The sequence below is a fragment of the Bacillus sp. IBL03825 genome (assembly GCF_024712505.1).
Lineage (GTDB): Bacteria > Bacillota > Bacilli > Bacillales > Bacillaceae_G > Bacillus_A > Bacillus_A wiedmannii.
Map to the genome: position 1 here is coordinate 2,016,748 of NZ_JAMXKE010000001.1, position 25,234 is coordinate 2,041,981.

Consider the following 25,234-nt stretch of genomic DNA (forward strand, 5'->3'; position numbering starts at 1 on the left):
GTTATGTTTCGAGCATATATATTATTAGGTTTTACAATCTTAATTGCGCAGCTTCATATTTCAGGTAATATTACGAAGTATATCAATATGAAGTATGCCTATTTATCAAAAACAGCAGCTATTATTTTAGGATTTTTAACGATTGTTCAAATTATTATCGTTTTCCAGAAAGAACATCAAAAAGAAAAAGAAAAAGAACAGCACAATTGTGGTTGCGATCATAGCCATTGTGGGCATGATCATTCAAAAGATGAGAATACATGGTGGAAAAAAGCATTTTCGTACACATTGTTTTGTTTTCCGATAGTCTCAGGATTGTTTTTCCCGATTGCAACGTTAGATTCAGATATCGTTAAGGCGAAAGGATTTCATTTTCCTGTTGCGCAAGCAGAAAGTACAGATCCATTTATGACAAGGCAATTTCTAAAACCTGATACGAGCATTTATTACGGGAAAGAAGGATACCGTGGTGTAATGGAAAAGGGGAAAAAAGAGTTTGTTACGAAAGATAGTATTACTTTAAAAGATGAAGATTTTCTAAAAGGGATGGAAACAATTTATAATTATCCTGGCGAGTTTACTGGGAAAAAATTATCTTTTAAAGGGTTTGTTTTCAAAGATGACTCTTCTCAAAAAGAACAATATTTCTTATTCCGTTTCGGGATTATACATTGTGTAGCGGATTCTGGTGTATATGGTATGTTAGTAAAAAAACCAGAAGGTGTAGAATGGAAAAATGATGATTGGATTCAAGTTGAAGGAGAAATATCAACGGAATTTTATCAGCCGTTCCATGCAAATATCCCTGTATTAGAAGTAACGAAATGGAATAAGGTTGAACCGCCAAAAGAGCAATATGTATTTAGAGGAGCCGATTGATAATATCGGTTCTTTTTTGTGGACTAAGAGTTCTGAATGTTGTTAATATTAAATGTGTAGTGATAGTAAGCTCATACCGTTCTAGTGTTAATGGGAAATAGAACTCTTACCGAACTTCTTTGCTCCAGCTGAATTTTGTGGTGGGAGTCTTAATGTCTGCAAATAGCGGGTTAAATAATCAAAGAGGTGATAACAATGACTGAAGTGAAAGGGAAAACAGCGAATGAGTCTAGAGTGTTTAAAACGAGCCGAGTATTTCCAACAGATTTAAACGATCATAATACGCTATTTGGTGGGAAGATATTAGCCGAGATGGATATGGTTGCTTCTATTTCAGCAACGAGGCACGCAAGAAAAGAATGTGTCACAGCATCTATGGATTGGGTAGATTTCTTACATCCTGTTCGCTCTTCAGATTGTGTTAGTTATGAATCCTTTGTAATTTGGACGGGTAGAACTTCGATGGAAGTATTTGTGAAGGTAGTAGCAGAAGATTTAATTTCAGGTGAGAAGCGTATAGCAGCAACGTCATTTGTTACTTTTGTTGCGCTTAGTAAGGAAAATAATCCAGTTCCAGTGCCGCGAGTAATCCCTGAAACAGAAGAAGAGAAAGAATTACATCGCATTGCTGTGTTACGTGCAGAACAACGCCATATACGTAAGGCGGAGAGTAAGAAAGTAGCTACATTATTAACTTTTTGAGTTGAATATGTAGTCGTTAAAGGCACAATAACAAACGGAAATGTTTTTCATATGAAAAGCGGACACCTAAAAATAGGTGTCCGCTTTTATAGTTTTTTCATCCACATATCATATGACGATAACTACTTAGCAGAAGCAAGCAGCACCGACGATGATTAAGAGGATAAATAATACGACTAATAGCGCGAATCCATTACCATGTGCGAAGCCCATTGTTATTTCCTCCTTTTATTTTAAGATACAACATACAATATGCAAATGAGCTATCGTTTGATATGGACATATATCATGTAATGACATATTTTCTTGAATGATATTGTATTAAAAAAGGGAAGATATAGAAATAACAGTAAGTGGAGGAAGGAAAATATCCATGAAACACTTTTTCGTTGTAATCCTTTGTTTAATAGGTGTATTCATATGGATGAACATCGATGTGGAAATGGGGAAAAAAATGGCTAGTGAATATGAATTAGGACAAGTTCGATTAGGTGAATTTCAACTTTATACGAACGGTGAAGAGTTATATAAGAAATTATTTGAGGATATACGTAATGCAGAAAAGTACATATATGTCCATTTTTACATTGTAGGTAAAGATGAAATAAGCCAAGAGTTTTTGCAGTTGCTTGAGAAAAAGGCATCGAGTGGAGTAGAAGTAAAATTGTCAGTTGATCGAATAGGTGGATATAAGCTGAAGAAAAAGGTAATTCGTCAACTAAAAAACAATGGTGTCCAGTTTACGTTTAGTAAAAAACCTAAATTGAAACATTTATTCTATTCGTTGCATCAACGAAACCATAGACGCATTGTTACGATTGACGGAAAAGTATCATATATCGGCGGCTTTAACATTGGAAAGGAGTACCTTGGACAAGATCCGAAATTTGGCCCGTGGCGTGATTATCATGTAAGAGTCAATGGGAATGGTGCTACGGATATGGAAAGAAAATTTGCTGCTGACTGGAAAGAAGATACGGGAGAAAAAATGCCTGTACATGAAAGTTTACCTGAGATAGGGAATGTAAAATATCAATATTTATTTTCAGATGGAAAAGGGTTATGGCAAAAATATGGAGCGCTTTTAAAGCAAGCTAAAAAGTCTTTAATTATTGCTACGCCATATTTTGTACCAAGTAAAGAAATGATAAAAGAATTAAAAGGTGCATTAAACCGAGGTGTCAATGTGAAAATTCTCGTACCATTTAAAAGCGACGCAGTATTGTTAAAACAAGCCGCCTATCCGTATTTGAGAGAGATGAACCATGCTGGAGCGGAGATCTATCAATATCGGAATGGTTTTTTTCACGGGAAAGTAACAATCATTGATGGAGAAATTGTTGATATAGGTACAGCGAATTTTGATAATAGAAGTTTTTATTTAAATTGTGAATCAAACTGTATCGTATATGATACAAGAGTTGTTGCTGACGTATGGAGCCGATTAAAAGAAGACTTTCATAAATCAAAAAGATTTTCAGAAGAAGACTTTGAGAAAATTAGTAAGTGGAATTGGTTTTTAGCAAGAATAGCAAATGTTATAGCATCATATTTATAACATATAGACAAAAGAGAAGGGAGGCATTTTCATGGATTGTATGAAAGAATTAATGAGGTATAGTTATATGCTTATTTATAAGGTTGGGGAGTATACAGGAAAGGTAAGAGACGAAGAATTAAAGGAGCTATTACAGCATCATTTACCATATATGTTGCAAGCGTATAATGAACAAGTGAATTTTCAAGAAGGAGAGAATGTACAGCATATAACTTGTGAACCAATTTCATCTCATTTTCATGAAATGGAAAAGGAGACTGATAGTAAATATACAGGGGATGTCCATATTGCAACTTGTTATATTTCGCATTTAAAACGGTTAGCACTAAAGTTCGCTCAAGTAGCAGTTGAAGTTGCGAATCCAGAATTCCGCTCGTTTTTAGAAAATTGCTTCCTGAAAATGAATCGTTATGCCTATAGTGTATGGCAATATGTTGTGAAGAAAGAGTATAAGATTAAACATGTATATGAAAATGAGGAGTTTGCATAAGAAACTAAGGCGGAAAGATAGGCGCCTTAGTTTTTTTACTTTTCATGGAGAAAAAAAGAATAGGTGTCTGTATTTATTATCAGAAAATTTACAAATATTTACCGTTTATTTACTATTTTTCAATCTTTCCTTTAAAAATAGAGAGTAATATGGGGGTTGTACATATTCTATCTAAAGGAGGAAACGCAAATGAACAAATGGGTTAAATCATTAACTGCTATGGCACTTGCAAGTTCTTTATTAATGGTAGGTTGTAGTAAAGGTGAGGACAAGAAGAAAGAAGACGATACAACAACACAACAAGAGGACAAAAAAGGATAAAGAAACAAGTGGAACTGAGAAATCTACAGATTCTAAAGAAAAGAAATAAAATAATAATAGAGCTTCCTCTTATATATGAGGAAGCTTTTTTGTTGAAAATTGATTAAAATTATTGAAAAATAGAGAAAGAATGAAAAAGGGGGAAAACAAATGAAAGTATGTATATTGGGAGCAACTGGTCGAGTAGGTTCAAACATAATAAAATTAGCATTAAAGGATGCAGCTGAAGTGACTGCATTAGCGCGTGATTTAAATAGAATAGAAATAAATCATGAAAGGTTACGAGTTATAGAAGGTAATGTATGGAATGAAAATGATATAAAGAAAGTGATAGAAGGAAGCGATATAGTAATTAGTGCACTTGGAACGGATCAAAATGGGACATTGGCGAAGAGTATGCCACATATTATAAAGAAAATGGAAGAAGTAGGGGTTCATAAGATCATTACAATAGGAACAGCTGGTATTTTACAAGCAAGAACAAATCTAAATTTATATCGTTTTCAATCAGCTGAGTCAAAAAGGAAAATGACAACAGCAGCAGAAGATCATTTAGCTGCATATAAGATACTTAGTAGTAGTAATTTATGTTGGACGGTCGTTTGTCCGACGCATTTAATAGACGGTGATGTGACAGGAGTGTATCGAACTGAAAAAGATGTATTACCAGAAGGGGGAGCGAAAATAACAGTTGGTGATACAGCGCAATTCACGTGGAATCTATGTAGTGAAAACAAATATGAGAATAGTCGAGTAGGTATTTCATATTAAAAAAACCATCCCGAAATTGGGATGGTTAAAAGATGATATAACATACAAATATGAGAATCATAATGATTTGGAGAATAGCTTTCGCTACTGTACTGCTTAAAAAACCAACTACAGTAGCAACTCCTACTAGAAAGGCGTCTTTTGGCGCTTTTTTATGCATGAGTTCTGTAATAAATACCGATAAGAACGGTATGATAATTAAACCGAATGGTGGGAAGAAGAAAGATCCGACAATGATAGAAATCATACCGACACGCTCTCCCCATTTAGAACTCCCGTATTTCTTTAAGAAATATCCATTTGCAATAAAATCAGCTATGAAAATAAATAGTGTGAAAATGACTTGAATAATCCAAAAGGAAGTTGTTAGTTCTCCGCCATTTATACCAAAATGGTAAATTAAATATCCAGCCCAGACAGCAAGGATGCCTGGAATGATAGGATAAATAAAGGCGAGAAATGAAACAATGAAACAGGCAATGATACAGATTGTTAATAATACTGTCACTTTATAACTCCTTCTTCGTGTCTAATTTATGTACCGCAATTTTTTTCACTTGATGTCCATCAAGTTCTAGAGCTTTAAATTGAAAACCGGCAAATTCAATGGAATAACCAGCTTCAATATTTAAATCAACTGCTTGAGAGAGGAGCCAGCCTCCGATTGTATCTAAATCGCTATCATCAATATGCAGGCCAAACATATCATTTACTTCAGAAATGAGCACCTTCCCATCTAAAACAGTAAGCTTCGGCGTACGTTTTTCAATCATAGGTGATTCATCCGCATCAAACTCATCTTGAATTTCTCCAATAATTTCTTCAAGAATATCTTCCATTGTTAAAAGTCCAGCAGTACCACCATATTCATCCATAACGATTGCCATCTGAACGCGATTCTTTTGTAGATGTACTAATGTTTTGCGAATTGGAACAGTTTCAAATACAGTTAGTACTGGATGTATGTAAGATTCAAGTGGTTTATGAATGCCTTTCGTTTGATCGTGAAAGACTTCTTTCGTATTGATCATACCGATAATATCATCTTTATCTTTTTCGATGATCGGATAGCGTGTATACTTTTCAGTTGCGACGATATCCATATTCTCTTCTAACGTATTTTCAGTAGATAAGCAAATCATTTCTGTACGAGGGACCATAATTTCTTTCGCGACCCGGTCGTCAAATTCAAAAATATTATTTACATATTTATATTCGGTTTGGTTTATTTCTCCGCTTTTGAAACTTTCACCTAAAATGAGTCGTAGTTCCTCTTCAGAATGGGCAAGTTCATTTTCTTTCGCAGGCTCTAAACCGAGTAGTTTTGTGAAAAAGATTGCCGTACTATTAAGTAGCCAAATGAATGGATACATAATTTTATCAAATAAAATAAGTGGTCGTGCAAATTTAAGTGTTATTGCTTCTGCTTTTTGAATGGCGAAAGACTTTGGAACTAGTTCACCTAATACAACATGGAAAAATGTAATAACACTAAAAGCTATAATAAAGGATAAAGTATTCGCCATTGTTCCAGTAATATTAATCTTTTCAAAGAGCGGTCGTAGTAAATGTTCCACAGTCGGTTCACCGAGCCAACCGAGGCCTAAAGAAGTAATCGTAATCCCGAGCTGACAAGCTGATAAATAAACATCTAAATTAGATAGGACACTTCTTGCAGCTAAAGCTTGTTTATTGCCTTCGTTTGCAAGTTGGTCAATTCGACTTTTTCGTACTTTTACAACAGCGAATTCTGATGCAACGAAAAAGCCGGAAATAAGGATGAGTACAAAGATGAGAAAAATATTTAATATGTCCAAGTGTGTTCCCTATTCCGTAGTTTGGAATAAAGATGTCACCTCCTGCGTTTATGTTATACTTTTATAATAAATCCAAACGAAAAGAATAGTCAAAGAAAAAGGGTAAATATTGGTATGTTTCTGCAATTGTTTTTGAATTTGCTGTTATTTTGTCCGCTATACAAAAGGAATAACCCCCTACTTTCAGATTATAGAGGGTTATTTCAAATTAAGGTTTTGGAATACTTCTCGTTAAAGCGTATGATTGTTGTTTAACGTGATTTGTCGTCCATAGTGTTTGAAGGAAAGAGAGTATGCAATATGGGATATACAAAAGTAATAAGCTAATTGTAACAATAACAGGTGCATTTCCGCCGAATTGAACGATAAATTGCAATAGTCCGCTTGCATGAAAAACGCATTCCATAATAACGAATGAAAGAATAATGGAACCTAGAATAGATTTGTGATTCGAAGTAAGCGCTAAAAACAATGTATCTACAAGGAAAGAAGATTGTTTTATTTCATATTCATTTGTGTTACTTAAGAAAGGAACCCACTTTTTAATTGCTTGCATAACGATAATCATGGAAGTACTACAAACGATGATAAAAGATGAGTAGTAAGGAAGCTTTATCAATTTTGTGATGTATAGGAGTAGTAATAAGACTGAGCATTGTAATAATACAGTACAAAAAGAGTACGGTATCCATTTTAATAAAGAAGTGAACTTCTTAACCGATTGAGGTGCTTTAAAAAATAAATGGCCGATCCCTAAGCTGATAAAGAATCCGATTGCAAGAGTAAAGGTAAAACGAACAGCCGATAAAAAATATATTTCCCATATGTAAGGGAATAACGGTGTTGAATGATTAGAAGTATGAACCATTTGATTTGCTGAGAAAAAGATAGATTCGTGCATCCAATCAATCTTTGGAATTGTCATAGAAGAAAGTTGTGCGAAGTTATGAAAAATACTTATAAAGCCAGTTATGTATGAGTATTTATGTGTAATGAATAATGCAGGAATAGGACTAATGATAAATATAATGAGAACACCAACTATAAATTTACATATATGTGAGCGCAATAAAGACATGTAATCACCTACTCTTAGAATATTCAGAAAATTCTTATTCTTATTTTAGCTTTTTTTGGCGTAAGTTACAATATATTTTCTTAAAGAAGTTTAGAGAGAATGTTTCGTATTGTAGGGGATAAAAGTGAATGAAACGTGAATAAATTATGACAAGAAAATGAATAATTTTCAGAAAAGTGAAATAAATTATTTATTTTTTTCTGAAAATATAATATAGTTATGGCACAGAAAGTATTTTAACATAAGGAGGCTGTTTATGAGGATTAAAGGGAATTATGTGCCGAAAAGGGAAGTTTTATTTTGCTCAAGTTCAATTACGATAGGGGAAGCACTGGAGCATTTAAATAAAACTGGGTATCGTTGTGTACCAGTTTTAGATGAAAAAAAAGAGAAATATTTAGGAAATGTATACAAAGTAGATATTTTAGAATATAAAGGTTCGCTGGAAGAGAGTGTAGTACAATTATTAAACGATAAAGAAGGTTATGTTAGAGAAGATTCTTCGTTCTTTAAAGTATTTTTTACAATAAAAAAATTACCTTATTTATCAGTAGTTGATGAAAATGGAGTCTTTCTTGGAATTTTAACGCATAAAAAGGTTTTCGAGTTATTAGAAGATGCTTGGGGCGTTCATTCTAGTAAATATTCTGTCATGATTGGGACACAAGATTATAATGGAGCCATTCAAAAATTATCGACAGTATTAAAAAAATATACAGGTATCCAAAGTTTAATGACTTTTGATAATGATGCCTTATTAGTTCGTAGAATTATGTTTACATTAGGAGAAGAATTTAACGACGGTGAATTAGATACGTTATTGAAAGATTTAGAAGACCATGGATTTAGAGTTGTGTATGTGGAAGAGATGAAAAATCCACGTGAAGTTGAAACAATAGAATAACATACAAAAGCCATCTAATAATGTTGGATGGCTTTTGCTATGTTCGTGTATAAAATTATTTGAAAATAACGATAGGATAAAAGTTGAGATTGTAACAATATTTGTGTGAAAGAATGAAAAATGTAGATAATTTTGATTTTCAAAAAAATCAATTTGAAAATATGTTTTTATTTTTCAACTAAATATGTTACTATATGTGTGATAAAAACAAAGAGGTCTGACAACTATACTCCACGCAATACCACTCTAATGAGTTAAAAATTCAAAAAAATCAAAAATTAATAGTTAGAGTAAGAATAAGGGGAATGGAGAAATTATGGAGAAAGACACTGCTTTGTAAGGGGCATATTTTATCATCTTGAGCAGAGAGGAGGATGCATAGCATATTGTGAAAATAAAGATAAACAATGAAAAAGTGCTATGCAAATGAAAAGTATGAAGGGACGTTTAAGGCCAGGTGATACGATAGCAATTGGTTTAATGTTATTTGCACTATTTTTAGGAGCAGGAAATTTAATTTTTCCGCCAGTTTTAGGGCAACAAGCTGGAGAGAATGTTTGGATTGCTACAATTGGATTCCTAGTGACGGGAGTCGGATTACCCCTATTAGCTGTAACAGCTGTCGCGTTTGTAGAGGGGGACTTGAAAGCGCTATCTTCTAGAGTTCACCCTATATTTGCGTTTATTTTCCCATTGATTAGTTATTTAGCGATTGGACCATTTTTCGCGATTCCGCGTACGGGAGCCGTTTCATTTGAAATGGGTATGAAGCCGTTTTTATCAGAGGCAATGGTTTCAGAGTGGTATATGCTGTTTCTATTCACAATAGTTTTCTTCGGAATAACGTGGTATTTATCATTAAATCCATCTAAATTAGTGGATTGGTTCGGAAAATTCCTTACACCATTGTTAGTATTGATTGTTGCTGTTATTGTCGGAAAGGCAATTATTGATCCAATTGGAGAACCAGCTGCGCCGCTAGCGGCATATCAAGAAAATGCTTTCTTTGGTGGATTTATACAAGGATATTTAACGATGGATGCAATTAGTGCGCTTGTATTTGGAATTGTCGTTGTACAAGTTATCCGCTCTAAAGGGATACAAGAGAGTAGTGAAGTTGCAAAAATAACAGTAGTATCAGGTATTATTGCTGTACTTGGTTTAACGTTAATCTATTTATCACTTGCTTATCTTGGTTCAACAAGTACATCACTTGGTGTTTCCGAGAATGGTGGACTTATTTTAACGAATGTTGTAAATGAGTTATATGGAACAAGTGGTAAAATTTTATTAGGACTTGTTATTATACTTGCTTGTTTAACAACTTCTGTTGGATTAACATCAGCTTGTGCTGGCTTCTTTACAAACATATTCCCAAAACTTTCGCATAAAATGATTGTTACGATGGTATGTGTGTTTAGTTTAATTGTATCTAACCTAGGTTTAACACAATTAATTGCAGTCACTTTACCAGTGTTAATGATCATTTATCCAGTTGCAATCGTATTAATCGTACTTTCTTACTTCCATAAATGGATAGGGAAGCGTAATACCATTTATATTGGAGCTATTTTAGGTGCATTGTTAATTAGTTTCTTTAACGGTTTAGAAAGTGCGAACATTCAAATTGACGCGATTTCTAACGTATTACAAATGCTACCATTATATAAAGAAGGAATAGGATGGTTAATCCCATCATGTATTGGCGGGATTCTCGGTTTCTTCTTCTATAAATCAAATGAATCAAGTGAATTACAAAAGAAAGGTGCTTAGGCGCCTTTCTTTTTTTAAAAGGGAATTTTTGTGTTTTGTCTAAGTAATAATTGGGAGGAATGATAAAATGGCTAATTTTGAAGATTTTTTAGCTTTGGATTTACGAATTGGAACTGTAACACATGCAGAGGAATTTAAAGAAGCGAGAGTTCCGGCAATTAAACTTGAAATTGATTTTGGAGAGCTTGGAATTAAGCAGTCAAGTGCTCAAATTACGAAGAGATATAATCCAGAAGATTTAATTGGTCAGCAAATCGTTGCGATTGTAAACTTTCCACCGAAGCGCGTGGCTGGATTTAAATCAGAAGTACTTGTTTTAGGCGGAGTACCTGAAGCTGGTGATGTCGTATTACTTCAGCCTAATATGGAATTACCAAATGGAACAAAAATTAGTTAGTGTAAAGGCGGGGGTAACATGGATATTCGACGAGAATATTTACAATGTGCCATATCGAATTTTGAAGCAACAAAGAAACAAGGGGAACGGGTGCTTTCTCAATTATCATATGAACAGATCGAATGGTCTTCTCATGAAGCAACAAATAGTATATCGGTTATTATAAAGCATCTGCAAGGTAATATGCGTTCTAGATGGACGGATTTTTTAACATCTGATGGTGAAAAAATAGATCGTAACCGAGATGCTGAATTTGAAGGTGGTTATCATTCTAAGGAAGAGGTTCTAGCAGCATGGAATGGCGGATGGGAATATGTTTTGAAAACGATGCATGTGCTAACGCCAGAAGATTTATTACAGACGGTATATATTCGTGGTGAAGCACATACGGTCATGCAAGCAATTGAAAGACAAATTTCTCATTATGCTTTGCATATAGGACAAATTATTTACATTGGTAAAATGTTAAAAGAAAACGAGTGGGAATGTTTAAGTATTCCTAGAGGACAGTCTGCACGTTATGTAGAGAAAAAACGTTCAACATAATAATAGGAAAGAAAACGATATAAAATGGGAAATAAGAAAACCACCCAAATAATAGATGGTTCTGTAATCATAAGCATGCTGCCAAAAATAAGTCCATATATAATAAGAAAGAAATTAAAAAGCGTATTTACGGGGATAAATCGTGAGATGAATACTTGCTGTCGTTTAAAGCAATCACTGTGAAATAAATAAAAGCGGAAGTACGATGTGGCAGTAATAAGATCTTTCTTTCGCGCAATTCTTTTTTTGCATGTATGACAGATGAATGGTGGTTGCATTTCATTACGCTCCATTTTTTATTTTCGTAATAATGTAAGACAAGATTAAGTGCAAGGAGTATATTCCTATATACGCTCCTGATATAAGAAAAAATGGGTTTAGTAAAATTCCATGAATGCTTGTCATAAAAACTAAATCTTGTATTAAAACGTCATATATATTAATAGAAATAATTGTGCCGAGTACATAAAGTGCTACATAAGCTGAAATATGTAACGCAACACGGATTGTAGGATGCTTAGTAAGCCAATAAAAAATAAATGATAGTACAATGGGTAATGTTCCTATTAGTAGCTTCAATTCATTTCACCTCATTAACAATATAGCCGGAATTTAGACGGTCTATTCTCTAGAGCTTGTACATAACTTGAAATAGAGAGGGTGATAGTATGAATCGAGGCTTTTTTTATGTGAAGTTCACAAGTGTACGTAAGTTAGTTTTATTTATTATTACTACAGTACTAGCGACTTTTTTTCTTATTAGTATGATGGTAACCTCTATGAAAGAGACAAAGTCAACGTATTTATATAATTGGTTAAATGAGTTATCGATGAATGGTTACATGTACGTTCTTGGGAAAGAGAATCATTATTTTACACAGGAGTATCGAAATTTAAATCAAGATTTTTCAATTTCTTCGTTTCTCTTTTCTATGGCTACGAATATTCGTTTTAACGATGTACGCAGTTTTGTCGGCAAAGAGTTACCTGGTTTTGGAAAGTACGATACAGAAATTGTTATTGCGGGTGAAGGGACAAATTATTCTAACTTACCGATAGAGTCGAGCGTTCCGCTTGAAGAAGTGGTAAAAGAACGGACTGGTGAAGGTGGACAGGCTCAAAAGCCGGATACAAACAAAGAGAAAAAGCAACCGGCTCAAACGACAGGAAAAAGACAAGTTGCGCTTATTTATCATTCGCATAGTTGGGAATCTTATTTGCCGTTACTAAATTTAGCAAACGATCCAAATCCGAATAAAGCAACAAGTTCCGTTACGAATATTTCAATAGTCGGCGATCGATTTCGTGAACAATTAGAAAGTGAAGGGATAGGAGCTACTAATGACAAGACTGATGTCGGCCAAAAGTTGATTAGTAAAGGGTTAAATAGTAATAGTTCTTACAAAGTGTCACGGGAAATTGTACAAGAAGCAATGACAGGCAATAAAGAACTGCAGTACTTCTTTGACTTGCATCGTGATAGTGCTCGGAAAAATGTCACGACAAAAGCAATTGGAGATAAATCATATGCAAAGCTTGCTTTCGTAATAGGGAAAGGCAATAAAAATTATGAAAAGAACTTACAATTAGCAACAGCTCTTCATGAGGAAATTAATAAGAAATATCCAGGAATGAGTCGTGGTGTCATTCAAAAAGGATTCCAAACAGGAAATGGTGTCTACAATCAAGACTTATCAGGGCAAGCGATATTAATTGAAGTTGGTGGCGTAGATAATACAGAGGAAGAACTAAATCGATCAATTGATGTACTTGCTAAAGCGTTTGGTGAATATTTCTGGCAGGCAGAAAAGGTGAATGGATAAAATGAAACATAAATTAGTGGGAGAGTCTGAAAAAACGTGAGTGTAAATCTTGCGTTTTTTCTTTGTAATGATGAGGTGTCACAGAATAGACAAAATTTGCCGTTGTTATGGTAATATCGAAATTTGTCAAATAATACTGGGAGATTTACAAAGGGATTTTCGGAAAATTAGAGAAAATCTTTTTACAAGGAAAACTTTTTATTATAAAACTGGTAGGGTGATAGAAGTGATTAGGGAGATCAAAATAGAAGATGCAGCACTATTTTTGCAATTAAGTAAGCAACTAGATGAAGAAACGAAATTTATGTTATATGAACCAGGAGAAAGAAAATTTACAGTCGAGCAACAAGAACAAATGATTCATCGCTTTATAGAAAATGAATATGCAACAATATTCGTAGCAGTTGAAGAAGAACGTGTAGTAGGGTTTATTTTAGTGAATGGAAATCATATTCAAAGAAAGAGACATGTAGCAAGTATTGTAATTGGTATTTTGCAAGAGTATAGCGGGCGAGGTATTGGGACGAGATTGTTTAAAGATGCTGAGAAGTGGGCAAGATTACATGATGTATGGCGTTTAGAATTAACGGTAATGGCCCACAATACAAGAGCTCAGGCACTATATAAAAAAGCTGGATTTGAGAAAGAAGGTGTCAAAAGAGCTGCTCTTATTATCGATGGAGAGAACATCGATGAGTATGAAATGGCCAAATTATTAAAATAAGAGGTCGTTATATGAAAAAAAGATGGACACTACTTGGTATCGTAGCGATGATACTCATTGTTGGAGTAGCAGGAATCAATTATAAAATGTATAAGGATAAGCAGGCTCGAGAGGTAAATGTGAATAACATATTTCCGAAAGCGAAAGAAACGATTGCGAATATGGATGGTGATATTGCGGTAATTAGTAATCCGAATTCGATGCTTGTACTTGTGAATAAAAGTAGACGCTTACCAGATGGATATAGACCGCCAGATTTAGTTATTCCGAAAGTGCGCTATTCTAGTGAAGGTGATCAAGAAAAGAAAAAAATGAGAAAAGAGGCAGCGAGTGCGTTAGAGGAAATGTTTCAGCAAGCTGATCAGGAGCGCATTTTCTTGTTTGCAGTCTCTGGATTTAGATCTTTTGATCGACAAAAAGCATTAAATACGATGTATAAAAAGCAAGATGGAGAAGCAAAAACAGCGATGTCTAGCGCGGTTCCTGGTACGAGTGAACATCAAACAGGGCTTGCTATGGATATTACATCTCAAGCTGCTAAGTTTCAGTTAGAGACAATTTTTGGTGAAACGAAAGAAGGGCAGTGGCTGTCTGAAAATGCCCATAAATTTGGCTTTGTAATTCGATATTCAAAAGAGAAAGAATCGCTTACGGGCTATCGATATGAACCATGGCACGTAAGGTATGTGGGGAACCCACAAGCTACATATTTATATGAAAATCAACTGACACTTGAAGAAGTAACGCAGTGAACAATTGAGGGGAGAGAAGGATTATGACGGTGCTATATAAGAAAAAAGTACACGCATATGTGACAAGAGAAAAAGAAGGAGTAATGCAACTGCTTGTTTTTAAACATCGTGATATACCTGAAGCTGGTATACAAGTACCAGGGGGAACAGTTGACGAAGGGGAAACGTTAGAAGCAGCAATTTTACGTGAAGTACAAGAAGAGTCTGGATTACGTCATTTATGCATAGAAAGATTCCTAGCCGATTACATCATACTTGTGAAAGAGAAAAAGGAATATCAAAAGCGGCATTTTTTCCACGTAACGTTACTAACAGATGTAAAAGATGATTGGGAACATATTGTAAGTGCCGGTGAGGAAGATCAAGGATTAGCATTTTGCTACGAATGGATTAATATTGCAAAATGCCCTGCATTAGCTGGGAAACAAGGTGAGTTTTTACATTTGTTAGATGAGGTATATGTAAAGTAATAAAAGAGTCTGAAGCGGAAATCCAATCGTTTCAGACTCTTTTTATTTTTCAGGAAATAAAAGGTTTTTACATTGGTAAGTTGAATTCTTTGAAAGGGATTGTAGTTGTATATGCGAGGAGCGGAGAAAATGAAAAAGTAATAGATACACGTTATCAATAAAAGCTTTTAAAGAAGGAGAATGAAGATGGAGATTCAGTTCAATGCACGATTACAAAAAGAATTAACAATTCATGATATACAAGTAGCGATGAAAGCTGGGCAATTAACTTCAAAAGAATTAGTTATGTATTATCTTCATAGAATCGCGAAATATGATCAAGAAGGACCAAAAATCAATTCTATTTTAGAAATCAATCCAGACGCTATCTTTATTGCAGAAGCGTTAGATTATGAAAGAAAGACAAAAGGTGGACGGGGACCATTACATGGTATACCTGTTTTACTTAAGGACAATATTGAAACGAATGACTCTATGCATACCAGTGCAGGTACGATTGCCTTGGAACAAAATATTAGTAGTGAAGATGCATTTCTTGTTACGAAACTACGAGAAGCAGGAGCAGTGATAATAGGAAAAACAAATATGACAGAATTAGCAAATGGAATGTCTTTTGACATGTGGGCTGGATATAGTGCAAGAGGTGGACAAACAATAAACCCTTACGGTACAGGTGAGGATGATATGTTTGTTGGAGGCTCAAGTACAGGATCTGCGATAGCAGTTGCTGCTAATTTTACAGTAGTATCTGTTGGAACGGAAACAGATGGTTCTATATTGAGTCCAGCTGTTCAAAACTCTGTAGTCGGTATTAAACCGACTGTTGGTCTAATTAGTCGTAGGGGAATTATTCCGCTTACTTATTCACAGGATACAGCGGGACCATTTGCTAGAACGGTAACAGATGCTTCTATTTTGCTAGGGAGTTTAACTGGGGTAGATGAGAAGGATGTAGCTACTCATAAAAGTGAAGGTATGGCAGAGCAGGATTATACAAAATATCTTGATGTTAATGGCTTACATGGCGCAAAGATTGGTGTATTTAGCAATGCACCTAAAGGTTATTATGAAACTGGTGAGTATGATGAAAAATTGTTTAAGGAAACGATTGAAGTGTTGCGTAGTGGGGGTGCGACAGTAGTAGAGGATATTAATATTCCGTCTTTTCATAGAGAATGGAGCTGGGGTGTATCGCTCTATGAATTAAAGCATAGTTTAGATAACTATCTTTCAAAATTACCTTCTACTATTCCAGTGCATTCTATTTCAGAGTTAATGGAGTTTAATGAAAATATAGCAGAAAGAGCTTTGAAATATGGACAAACTAAGTTGGAGAGAAGAAAAGATGTTCCTAATACGTTAAGAAATCCAGAATATTTAAATGCAAGATTAGAAGATATATATTTTTCTCAAGAACAAGGCATTGATTTTGCACTGGAAAAATATAATCTGGATGCGATTCTGTTCCCTTCTTATATAGGCTCCACTATATGTGCGAAAGCAGGTTATCCGTCTATAGCAATACCTGCGGGATATATGGATAATGGGAGACCGTTTGGAATTACTCTTGCAAGCAATGCTTTTTCTGAGGGGACTTTGATTAAACTAGCATACGCTTTTGAACAAGCGACAAAGCATCGGAAAATCCCTAACTTATCATGAATAAAATAAATAGGACAGGAATTCCTGTCCTATTTATTTTGTTCATTAAAGTGAAATATCTTTTTTCTCTGTTTTATCATATTTTAATAAGTTAAATGATAAACAAGCAGAGCACAATATAAGGAAAGAAGCGAGAATATAAATAGTACGAACACCGAACAGGTCGGTAATAATTCCAACGCTAAGCATAGAAAGACCAGAAGCTGTCGAGAGGATTGCACCATGAGCTGTATACATTTTTGATAATAAAGTAGGGGCTACACTAGATTGTAGTACTGTCGTTTGAGAAATATCTCTAATTTGATAACATGGCCCCATTAGAACGCATAGAAAAAGCGCAATAAACCCGCTACTTGTCATACCATATAAAAATGTAAGAATACTAAACATAAGAGAGCCTATCGCCATGGAGCGTATTAAATTGTTTTGAATGTATGTACTCATTTTCCATGCTAATATCCCGCCAATTAACGTCCCTACATAATAACTTGTATTAATATATCCCCACCATTCTTCTCCTTTATGAAGAACAGTCGTTACATAAGCCATTGTAATAGCACCGATCCAGATTGTCCCTGCGAAAGTTTCAATTAAGTCCATACATGTAACGATACGGAGAGACGGGTTTTGAAATAAGAGTCTCCAACCTTCCAATAAAGCAGCGCCTTTTGAAGAAGAAGGCTCTATTACTCGTTCAGTATGTATGGAACGTAATGAAAGGTGTAGTGCAACACACCCAAAAATCATCAAAATGTTATTCATCATGAGTGTAGAAGTAGCATCGATAAGAAGAACTATAACACTTGTAAATGAATAAGCAGCGGCTTGCGCAATTTGTGTGGAAAAGGAAAAAATACTATTTACTTTTACTAATTGTTCTTTTCGTGTAAGGCGAGGAAGGATACCGTATAATAACGGTGCGCTCCAGCCGCTACATAAAGAAATGAAAAAAATGAAAATGAATAGTGTTACAACGTTTGAGGAAAGGGCCGGGAATAATATCATTAATAAAAATAATAGAACAGTTTTTGTCCATTGTAGTGTGAAAAGTAATGAATAAGATGAAAAACGATTCATTATAAGTGGTGCAGATGTATTTGCTATAAGATTAGTTATGACTTGTGCTAATGGAAAAAGAGCGGTTAATGTAGCTGATTTCGTTGTGATATACATATGAGTTGTAATAATCATGATGTATACGATGTCAGCGAGAGTAATGCATATTTTAGAGCCTAAATAGTAAGTTAATGAACGACTTTGCAACAAGCACACCACTTTCCTAAAAAATAATATTTTAGTAGTTAAAATAATTATAAATTGAAAATTAAATTTTCGAAAGAATTTCATTTTTTTGTCGCTTTTTGAAAGGGATTTTCATATATAATGAAGAATATATTAATATAGTATTTTATTGATGCTTTTTATAACAGTGAATATGTACAATAGCTTGTAGTAAATGCCCCGGTATAAGAAAGGGCGGATAAACCATTCTTTTCTTCATATACATATAGAAAATGAGAAAGAAAGTGAGGGTTGCATATGGCTGCTTGGGTAATTTGGTTTGTAATAGCTGGTATTTTATTTATTGCGGAAATGTTGTCGATTACGTTTTACATGCTTTGGCTTGGAATTGGAGCTGTTGTCGGAGGTCTAATTGCCTTGTTTGCTCCTGAAGCACTACTGTTACAAGTTGTTGCTGGTGCGATTGTAAGTTTAACATTGACTTTCTTTACGAAAAGAATTTCAAAAAACTTTCGAGAAGCAAAAGGTTTTACTGATACAGTAGATATGCTTGTCGGTAAAAAAGGCATTGTTATGCAAGCGATTACAAAAGAAGCGAATGGTATTGTGAAGGTGGATGGAGATATTTGGACAGCTATTGCAGATGATCCAATTGATGCTGGAGAAAAAGTTATTGTTATAAAGAGGCATAGTACTATATTACAAGTAAAGAAGGAGAGTGAATAAATATGGCAGTAGCATTAACATTAACGATTATTTTCGCACTAATTGTTGTTACATTTATTGCATTAACAATTAAAATTATTCCACAGCAAAAAGTTGGAGTCGTTGAAAGATTTGGTAAGTTTCAGCGTATTATGGAGCCGGGATTAAATTTATTAATACCAATTGTAGACCGTGTTCGTGTATATCATGACTTACGTATTCAACAAACGAATGTACCACCACAGAAGGTAATTACGAAAGATAATGTACAAGTAGAAATTGATACAATCATTTTCTATCAAATTGTGGAACCAGAACTTGCGACATATGGTATTTCGAATTATGAATATGGTGTTCGTAATATTACTTCTGCAACGATGCGTCAAATCATTGGTAAAATGGAACTGGATGAAACGTTATCTGGTCGTGAAAAAATTTCAACAGAAATTCGCTTAGCACTTGATGAAGCAACAGAAAAATGGGGCGTTCGCATTGAGCGTGTTGAAGTTGTTGATATTAATCCGCCAAAAGATGTGCAAGCATCGATGGAAAAACAAATGAAAGCAGAACGTAATAAACGTGCGATCATTTTAGAAGCTGAAGCTGCAAAACAAGATAAAGTCCTTCGTGCTGAAGGTGAAAAGCAAAGTAAAATCTTAATGGCTGAAGGGGATAAAGAAGCACGTATTCGAGAAGCTGAAGGTATAAAGGAAGCAAAAGAACTAGAAGCGCAAGGGGAAGCAAGAGCGATTGAGGAAATTGCAAAAGCAGAACAAAATCGAATTGAATTACTTCGTGCAGCAGATTTAGATGAACGCGTACTTGCCTATAAATCATTTGAATCATTGATTGAGGTTGCAAAAGGTCCAGCAAATAAAGTCTTTATTCCGTCTAATGCAATTGAAACACTTGGTACTCTCGGGGCAATTGGAGAAATCTTTAAAGAAAAACAAGCGAAGAAATTGCCTTCTTCCGATACACCAAAAGAACAATAAGAGTGAAAAAGAGAAATGGGATGCCATTTCTCTTTTTATTTTTGAGTAGGATAAAAAATATTAGTCCTTTGCCATTATGGATAGGGCTTTTTTGTTTGTCACTTTTCAAAGAATTATAAGTTTAGAGTGTTTGGAATTGTTAAGTGGAATAACACGTTTACTAGACGGTTAAAAAACTGTCAAAGTAATATATTTTTGTTAAAGAAAATTTAAAATATGATATAATGGGATTTTGTGGATATTAAACAAGGGAGTGGGAAACAAGTGCAAATATTATTAATACGTCACGGTGAATCCGAAGCAGATATTTTACATGTACATGAAGGACGAGCTGACTTTGAATTAACAGAAAAGGGTAACTAACTGTTACGATTTATTTAACCAATTATAACGAAAGTTAATTAAATATATCAGTAAGCCCTGCTAGTCAAGTGATTGGCTAGTAGTGAGGGTTAACTGCGGGCAATCCCTAAAGCTGATTGAACTACAACGTGGCTAGAAATAGCGAGCGTGAATGTCGCGAAAGCAGAAAAAATCAATCAGATCGTGCAAGGTTAAATCCTAAACACTAGAACAATGGGTCTTCCGCCTCGAATCATCTAAGTCAAAATGGATAAGATGAACGTTCAACGACTATCTCGTATAACTGACGAGAGTACATCACAAGCCTATGGTGATGGAAAAATCCTCTATCTTTAAGTAGATAAACATATAGTCTGCGCTCATGTGAAAACATGAGAAGTTCATAAGAGAACTGGCTAAGGAATTGCGCCCTTAGTTGAACAAGATAAATTTTATTGAATCTATCAAACTTTATTGAAAACACCGAACATACGCGCTATGTTAGGTTCAATGAGGTGAGAATAATAATGAAATTTTCACGAGTTAGTCAAGTATCAGAATTAACAGGTTTGCATCCGAGTAGTCTAAGGAGAATGCTGGTGGAACACGCTACTATTCAGAAGAACAAATCTTTCATTAAAGGAGTTAAATTCTGATGATATTGGCGAAGAAAGTCAGACTAATTCCAACGCCTGAACAAGAAAAAGTGCTTAGAAACCATGCTGGTGCTGCAAGATTCGCTTATAACTATTGTAAAAGAATGAGTGATAGATATTATAAGCTATTTGGAAAATCTGTTTCACAGTTAGCTTTACAGAAACGATTTACAAGGATCAAGAAGCGAAAGAGATATGAGTGGTTAAAAGACATCAATGCACAAGTTCCTAAACAGGCTTCAAAAGATTTTGATACGGCGAGAAAAAATTCGTTCAAAAAGTACAAAAATGGTTCTCACACTTCTTATAAATCTAAAAAAGATTTAATCCAAGGATTTTATGCCAATTATGAAAGACTGGTTATAGGAAAGAAAGTAGTTCATATTCAGTCTATTGGAAAAGTGAAAACAAGCCAACAACTACCAAGAAACAAAAAACCATCCAATCCAAGAGTTACCTTTGATGGTCGTCACTGGTGGATTAGTGTAGGATTCCAAGAAGACTTTGAATTACAAGAACTAACCGATGAGTCGATTGGTGTGGATGTTGGTTTAAAAGAGCTGTGTGTAGCTTCTAATGGTACGAAAGAACGAAATATAAATAAAGATGCTAAGGTTAAAAAACTTTTGAAAAGGAAAAAGTTAGCACAAAGAGATATGTCTAGGAGATTTAAAAAAGGTGTAAAAATTCAATCTGCCGGATATGAAAAAGCGAAAGCTGAGCACCTGCGGTTATCTAGGAAAATTACGAATATCCGAAATAACCATATCCATCAAGCAACAGCAAAATTGGTGAAAACCAAACCAATGAGGATTGTTGTGGAAGACTTACCTATCTCAAACCTGTTAAAAAACAAAAAACTATCGAAAGCATTTTCATTTCAAAAATTAAACTTCTTCTTTCAATGTTTGTCATACAAGTGCGAGAAGTATGGCATTGAGTATGTAAAAGCTGATAAATGGTTCGCCTCAAGCAAGATTTGTTCATGTTGCGGAGTAAAATACGACCATTCAGTTCAACCAGAAGGACAGTGGAGTTTAAAAATACGTGAGTGGTGTTGTGTTGGGTGCAATAGCCACCACGATAGAGATTTAAATGCTTCGATAAATTTATCAAGATGGGTAAAATAAATGCTTGATAATAGGAGGTAACGATACTGCCTCGTGTGGAGTGTTATACCCCTCGTCTCTTCGGGGTTGCGAGAACACGATGAAGCACTAACTCGTGTAAATTTGATTGAATTGTATAGATTTAGTTAAGTTTATCGTATCGGAAGACAGCAAGTGCAAAGGCTTGTAAAGAAAGTGAAAGCAGATTTTCCACCAGATTTCATTTGGGCAAGTACATTAAAGCGTGCTCGTGAAACTGGTGAAACGTTAGCTGAAGGAATTGGATGCCCAATTCAACTAGAAGAGGAATTAATGGAGTTTAATAACGGAGTGCAAGCAGGCTTATCTTTTGAAGAAGCAAAGAAATATCCAGAGCCAAAGTTTCTTCATGACCGTTTTGAAAATGGGGAATCATTTATTGAATTTAGAATGAGAATAGAAGGAATCTTTTCTAAAATCGTGACAGAGAATACATATGACCGAATTGCAATCGTTGCACACGGTGGTGTAATAAATAGTCTATTACGTGCGTTTTTCAAAATGCCAATTTCAATGGATTATTATTTTAAAATGGGAGATACGGGAATAAGCTTAATTGAAATTGATGGTGAACAAAAAACGGTGCATTTTATTAATGATACGAATCATTTGGACGGGATATAAAGACCTATGTACAAAGTAGTGTTTTTTGATGTTGACGGTACGCTTTTAAGTGAGATTGATAGAAGTATGCACGAAAGTACAAAAGAAGCAATACAAAGATTAATAGATAAAGGAATTCACGTAGTTGTTACAACAGGGGGACCATATGGCTTATGTTCGCAATTTAAGGAACTAGGCATACATACATTTATTTCTGCAAATGGTGCACATATTAAGTGTGAGGAAACAGTTATACATAAATCAGTACTTTCCAGTGAAATCGTTCATGATATCTCAGAGTTTGCAGAATTAAATGGTCACGGCGTTTCTTATTTTACTGAGGGTTTTACAATGAACGGAATAGCCTCAGATAATGAGCGTGTAATGCAAGCGCTTAGCGAGACGTTAAATTTAGGGGAGTACCCTGAAAAAAGCAAGGATTTGTCTGAAGAGATCTATTGTTTATGTCTGTATGCGGATGAAATAGAATCTCAAAAATTTATTGAAAAATACCCAATGCTTACATTCGACCGTTTTCATGGTTATGTCATAAATGTATTGGAAGATAATAAAGTATCGAAGCTCACCGCAATTCAAAAAGTATTGGATCACTTAAACATTTGTAAATCAGAAGCAATTGCTTTTGGTGATGGTGGAAACGATATTGAGATGTTGCAATATGTAGGATTAGGAATTGCGATGGGGAATGGCGGAGAAGTACTAAAAACAAAAGCTGATTTCGTTACAAAGAAGGCGAGTGAAGGTGGTATTTCCTTTGCCTTAAAGGAGTTTCGTATTATTGAAAAATAATAGCTAGTCAGTTTGAAAAATCCTGTTTTCATGACAGGATTTTTTGTTTAACAATATTCTTGCAATAAAAGTAAAAATGTGAGTATAATGAAAAAGTAGTTAGGTAAGCTAATTAATTTAAGGGAAAGGAGAGTGAAGATAAATGGGTTCAAAAAATGATTCTCTTCCTTTAGGGATTGGGCCGTATACAGAGTTAATAAAAAAGACAGCATCAGCGGATACGGATCCAATCGCAGCAAAACTTGGTTTGTTAATGTTATGGACGTCTGATAATGTTCTTGATGCTGTTGATGTAGATTTAGCTCCGCTTGGTATATCGGAAAGTAAATTAGATTTTTTACTGTTGTTTATTTTGCGTGAAATGGAATCAAATGGGGAAGAAGTGAATATGAGTCCTTCTGATATTGCGAGTCGATTAGGGATAACACGTGCTTCTGTCACTGGCTTATTAGATTGGATGGAGAAACGAGAGTTAATCGTAAGATTCCATCATTCTGAAGATCGAAGAAGACTAAAAGTGAAAATTACTCCGAAAGGAAAAGAGCTAGTTACGCACTCTTTACCAACCTTTTGGTTATCTTGCGCTTCGTTAGTTGATGACTTTAATCAAGAAGAGCGTCAAGTTTTAGAGAAGCTATTAAATAAAATGCAAGTAAATATGCAGGTGAAATTAGGTGAAGGTAGGTAAATAAGTTGATTATAAGGGTCAACTTATTTATTTGGGAATATAATTAGTATACCTTATTATATGTTTAGCTAACTTTAGAGGCAATCATACTTTTTACGATGTAATTAAAATAAGTAAGCGTACTTTAGAGGTTTTAAATAGAAAAAATCGTAATAAGGGAGTGATATTATGATGGCAATAGGAAAGAAAATAAATAGTGAAAAGAATTACACAATAATGACCGTTGTATTATGTTGGTCGGGTATGGTAGTTATGTCTAGCTTATATGTAACAATCCCTTTAATTGCACTATTTTCAGACCTTTTTAATGTTTCACTAGCGCAATCTGCAGCTACAGGCAGTATATTTTCTGTTGGCTTTGCTATAGGTTGCTTGTTATTTGGGGCAATCTCTGATAAATATGGGCGAAAAAAAGTGATCTTCATTGGATTACTTGCTCTGTCGATTATTTCGTTTTCCTTAGGGTTTGTGGATAGTATATTGTGGCTTGTTATTTTTAGGGGCTTACAGGGTATTGCAGCATCTACATTTTCTCCGGTAGCGTTAGCTTACGTTGTAGAAATATTTCCAGTAGAAAAAAAGGTTACAACAATAGGATTTGTTAGTACCGGTTTTTTAGTAGCTGGAATTGTAGGTCAGGTAATAAGTACGGTTGTTAGTCAACATTTTGGATGGCATATGGTGTTCTTTCTTCTTAGCGTTCTCTACATGATTACTGCTGTATGGGTTCATTTTTCACTTCCGAAAGGGGAGATATCTCAATCCTATACTGATATTTTGGGACCGTTTAAACAGATGGGCAAAGTCTTTACACATAAAAGCTTAGTATTGAGTTATATGATTGCGTTTGTTTTATTGATGGCTTTTGTTAATATGTACACTGTTTTAGGAAATTATTTGAGCTCTTCTACTTACAATTTAACTACAGAACAAATCCTTTATTTTCGCTTAGCGGGGTTATTTGGTATGATTCTATCACCAATTGCGGGTCGTTTAACGAAGAGGTTCGAAGTAAGGAAAGTTCTTCAAGGTGGATTGCTGGTCGCTATTTTTAGTCTAAGTGCAATGGGCTTTGTTTCGTATCTGCCTCTTCTAGTCATAATGAGTGTTTGTTTTGTAATTGGTATTGCTATATCCGTTCCGTCTTTAGTTGCTCTTGTCGGCCAATTAGGAGGGAAAGCAAGGGGAATAGCAGTTTCTATCTATACCTTTGTTTTATTTTTAGGTACTAGTATAGGACCCCTCATTTCTATTTATCTTATGAAAATAGGAAGTTATACTCAAACGTTTATTTTATTAGGAATGTTACTTTTTATTGGATTTATTGCTTCTCTATTTATTAATAATGAACGTGTATTTGATGATATGTAAATTGGAT

The 25,234-nt window shown here is 34.6% G+C and carries 27 protein-coding genes and 3 pseudogenes; 23 read left to right on the top strand and 7 right to left on the bottom strand.

The annotated features are described in order from the left end of the window. Positions 1-3: 3 nt before the first annotated feature. Both NHG49_RS10455 and NHG49_RS10460 read left to right on the top strand, forming a co-directional pair. On the top strand, positions 4-879 hold the full coding sequence (locus NHG49_RS10455) for a TIGR03943 family putative permease subunit (RefSeq protein WP_064474180.1): 876 nt from the start codon (positions 4-6) through the stop codon (positions 877-879). 195 nt (positions 880-1,074) lie between these two features. Then, positions 1,075-1,581: an acyl-CoA thioesterase gene (locus tag NHG49_RS10460; protein ID WP_000141167.1), complete on the top strand. Its 507-nt coding sequence runs from the start codon at positions 1,075-1,077 to the stop codon at positions 1,579-1,581. 126 nt (positions 1,582-1,707) lie between these two features. On the opposite strand, the gene NHG49_RS10465 is transcribed toward NHG49_RS10460, so the two are convergent. Then, positions 1,708-1,794: a YjcZ family sporulation protein gene (locus NHG49_RS10465; protein ID WP_000505094.1), complete on the bottom strand. Its 87-nt coding sequence runs from the start codon at positions 1,792-1,794 to the stop codon at positions 1,708-1,710. 160 nt (positions 1,795-1,954) lie between these two features. Here NHG49_RS10465 and cls point away from each other — a divergent pair, with 160 nt between their 5' ends. The 4 genes and pseudogenes from cls to NHG49_RS10485 all read left to right on the top strand — a co-directional run bounded on the left by cls (position 1,955) and on the right by NHG49_RS10485 (position 4,721). Beyond that, on the top strand, positions 1,955-3,139 hold the full coding sequence (gene cls, locus NHG49_RS10470) for a cardiolipin synthase (RefSeq protein WP_064474179.1): 1,185 nt from the start codon (positions 1,955-1,957) through the stop codon (positions 3,137-3,139). A 31-nt stretch (positions 3,140-3,170) separates the two neighbouring features. After that, complete coding sequence (locus NHG49_RS10475) at positions 3,171-3,629, top strand: spore coat protein (RefSeq protein ID WP_000340554.1); 459 nt, start codon at positions 3,171-3,173, stop codon at positions 3,627-3,629. 189 nt (positions 3,630-3,818) lie between these two features. After that, positions 3,819-3,999: pseudogene (locus NHG49_RS10480) on the top strand (hypothetical protein). Positions 4,000-4,100: 101 nt separating this feature from the next. Beyond that, positions 4,101-4,721, top strand: coding sequence for an NAD(P)-dependent oxidoreductase (locus NHG49_RS10485; RefSeq protein WP_000861614.1), 621 nt, complete (start codon positions 4,101-4,103; stop codon positions 4,719-4,721). 25 nt (positions 4,722-4,746) lie between these two features. Here the strand turns inward: NHG49_RS10485 and NHG49_RS10490 are convergent, their stop codons facing one another. From NHG49_RS10490 to NHG49_RS10500, 3 genes are all read right to left on the bottom strand, one after another. Next, positions 4,747-5,229: a DUF456 domain-containing protein gene (locus tag NHG49_RS10490; protein WP_000217333.1), complete on the bottom strand. Its 483-nt coding sequence runs from the start codon at positions 5,227-5,229 to the stop codon at positions 4,747-4,749. Position 5,230: 1 nt separating this feature from the next. After that, positions 5,231-6,538, bottom strand: coding sequence for a hemolysin family protein (locus NHG49_RS10495; protein ID WP_046959212.1), 1,308 nt, complete (start codon positions 6,536-6,538; stop codon positions 5,231-5,233). A gap of 208 nt (positions 6,539-6,746) precedes the next feature. Further along, positions 6,747-7,616 (bottom strand): hypothetical protein, encoded by an 870-nt coding sequence (locus NHG49_RS10500; RefSeq protein ID WP_064474178.1) that lies wholly within the window; start codon positions 7,614-7,616, stop codon positions 6,747-6,749. Positions 7,617-7,872: 256 nt separating this feature from the next. Here NHG49_RS10500 and cbpA point away from each other — a divergent pair, with 256 nt between their 5' ends. The 4 genes from cbpA (at position 7,873) to NHG49_RS10520 (ending at position 11,236) form a co-directional block, all read left to right on the top strand. Continuing rightward, the gene (gene cbpA, locus NHG49_RS10505) at positions 7,873-8,520 is read left to right on the top strand and encodes a cyclic di-AMP binding protein CbpA (protein ID WP_064474177.1); all 648 of its coding nucleotides are present in this window, start codon (positions 7,873-7,875) and stop codon (positions 8,518-8,520) included. Between the two features lie 435 nt (positions 8,521-8,955). After that, positions 8,956-10,293 carry a branched-chain amino acid transport system II carrier protein BrnQ4 gene (brnQ4, locus tag NHG49_RS10510; protein WP_396021591.1) on the top strand — a complete coding sequence of 446 codons (1,338 nt, stop codon included), beginning with the start codon at positions 8,956-8,958 and terminating at the stop codon, positions 10,291-10,293. Positions 10,294-10,360: 67 nt separating this feature from the next. After that, a complete protein-coding gene (gene csaA / locus NHG49_RS10515) occupies positions 10,361-10,690 on the top strand; it encodes a chaperone CsaA (RefSeq protein ID WP_064474175.1) in 330 nt (109 codons plus the stop codon). Between the two features lie 18 nt (positions 10,691-10,708). After that, the gene (locus NHG49_RS10520) at positions 10,709-11,236 is read left to right on the top strand and encodes a DUF1572 domain-containing protein (RefSeq protein ID WP_064474174.1); all 528 of its coding nucleotides are present in this window, start codon (positions 10,709-10,711) and stop codon (positions 11,234-11,236) included. Here the strand turns inward: NHG49_RS10520 and NHG49_RS10525 are convergent. Both NHG49_RS10525 and NHG49_RS10530 read right to left on the bottom strand, forming a co-directional pair. Next, complete coding sequence (locus NHG49_RS10525; protein WP_141669099.1) at positions 11,209-11,514, bottom strand: permease; 306 nt, start codon at positions 11,512-11,514, stop codon at positions 11,209-11,211. The two genes, NHG49_RS10520 and NHG49_RS10525, sit on opposite strands and share 28 nt — an antisense overlap. 4 nt (positions 11,515-11,518) lie before the next feature. Then, positions 11,519-11,815 (bottom strand): hypothetical protein, encoded by a 297-nt coding sequence (locus tag NHG49_RS10530; RefSeq protein ID WP_064474173.1) that lies wholly within the window; start codon positions 11,813-11,815, stop codon positions 11,519-11,521. Positions 11,816-11,904: 89 nt separating this feature from the next. Between NHG49_RS10530 and spoIIP the strand changes: the two genes are divergently transcribed. The 5 genes from spoIIP to NHG49_RS10555 all read left to right on the top strand — a co-directional run bounded on the left by spoIIP (position 11,905) and on the right by NHG49_RS10555 (position 16,667). After that, the gene (spoIIP, locus tag NHG49_RS10535) at positions 11,905-13,059 is read left to right on the top strand and encodes a stage II sporulation protein SpoIIP (RefSeq protein WP_064474172.1); all 1,155 of its coding nucleotides are present in this window, start codon (positions 11,905-11,907) and stop codon (positions 13,057-13,059) included. Between the two features lie 226 nt (positions 13,060-13,285). Continuing rightward, positions 13,286-13,783, top strand: coding sequence for a GNAT family N-acetyltransferase (locus tag NHG49_RS10540; RefSeq protein ID WP_064474171.1), 498 nt, complete (start codon positions 13,286-13,288; stop codon positions 13,781-13,783). Between the two features lie 11 nt (positions 13,784-13,794). Further along, on the top strand, positions 13,795-14,535 hold the full coding sequence (locus NHG49_RS10545; protein WP_064474170.1) for a M15 family metallopeptidase: 741 nt from the start codon (positions 13,795-13,797) through the stop codon (positions 14,533-14,535). Positions 14,536-14,558: 23 nt separating this feature from the next. Next, positions 14,559-15,005 (top strand): NUDIX hydrolase, encoded by a 447-nt coding sequence (locus NHG49_RS10550; protein ID WP_064474169.1) that lies wholly within the window; start codon positions 14,559-14,561, stop codon positions 15,003-15,005. Positions 15,006-15,191: 186 nt separating this feature from the next. Then, entirely contained in the window at positions 15,192-16,667 is a 1,476-nt protein-coding gene (locus NHG49_RS10555; protein ID WP_064474168.1) for an amidase family protein, read from the top strand. A gap of 45 nt (positions 16,668-16,712) precedes the next feature. On the opposite strand, the gene NHG49_RS10560 is transcribed toward NHG49_RS10555, so the two are convergent. Further along, positions 16,713-17,930 (bottom strand): MFS transporter, encoded by a 1,218-nt coding sequence (locus NHG49_RS10560; protein WP_064474167.1) that lies wholly within the window; start codon positions 17,928-17,930, stop codon positions 16,713-16,715. A 276-nt stretch (positions 17,931-18,206) separates the two neighbouring features. Between NHG49_RS10560 and NHG49_RS10565 the strand changes: the two genes are divergently transcribed. The 8 genes and pseudogenes from NHG49_RS10565 to NHG49_RS10600 all read left to right on the top strand — a co-directional run bounded on the left by NHG49_RS10565 (position 18,207) and on the right by NHG49_RS10600 (position 25,227). Continuing rightward, positions 18,207-18,635, top strand: coding sequence for an NfeD family protein (locus tag NHG49_RS10565; RefSeq protein ID WP_064474166.1), 429 nt, complete (start codon positions 18,207-18,209; stop codon positions 18,633-18,635). Positions 18,636-18,637: 2 nt separating this feature from the next. After that, positions 18,638-19,609 (top strand): SPFH domain-containing protein, encoded by a 972-nt coding sequence (locus NHG49_RS10570; protein ID WP_000257391.1) that lies wholly within the window; start codon positions 18,638-18,640, stop codon positions 19,607-19,609. Positions 19,610-19,843: 234 nt separating this feature from the next. Further along, a pseudogene (locus NHG49_RS10575) lies at positions 19,844-19,966 on the top strand (histidine phosphatase family protein); the annotation flags it as partial. A 640-nt stretch (positions 19,967-20,606) separates the two neighbouring features. Next, positions 20,607-21,737: an RNA-guided endonuclease InsQ/TnpB family protein gene (locus tag NHG49_RS10580; RefSeq protein ID WP_103654984.1), complete on the top strand. Its 1,131-nt coding sequence runs from the start codon at positions 20,607-20,609 to the stop codon at positions 21,735-21,737. A gap of 141 nt (positions 21,738-21,878) precedes the next feature. After that, positions 21,879-22,379 (top strand): annotated as a pseudogene (locus NHG49_RS10585) (histidine phosphatase family protein); the annotation flags it as partial. A gap of 6 nt (positions 22,380-22,385) precedes the next feature. Further along, on the top strand, positions 22,386-23,168 hold the full coding sequence (locus NHG49_RS10590; protein ID WP_098110841.1) for a Cof-type HAD-IIB family hydrolase: 783 nt from the start codon (positions 22,386-22,388) through the stop codon (positions 23,166-23,168). A gap of 142 nt (positions 23,169-23,310) precedes the next feature. Continuing rightward, on the top strand, positions 23,311-23,856 hold the full coding sequence (locus NHG49_RS10595; RefSeq protein WP_064474002.1) for a MarR family winged helix-turn-helix transcriptional regulator: 546 nt from the start codon (positions 23,311-23,313) through the stop codon (positions 23,854-23,856). A 171-nt stretch (positions 23,857-24,027) separates the two neighbouring features. After that, the gene (locus tag NHG49_RS10600) at positions 24,028-25,227 is read left to right on the top strand and encodes an MFS transporter (RefSeq protein WP_064474006.1); all 1,200 of its coding nucleotides are present in this window, start codon (positions 24,028-24,030) and stop codon (positions 25,225-25,227) included. Positions 25,228-25,234 lie beyond the last annotated feature (7 nt).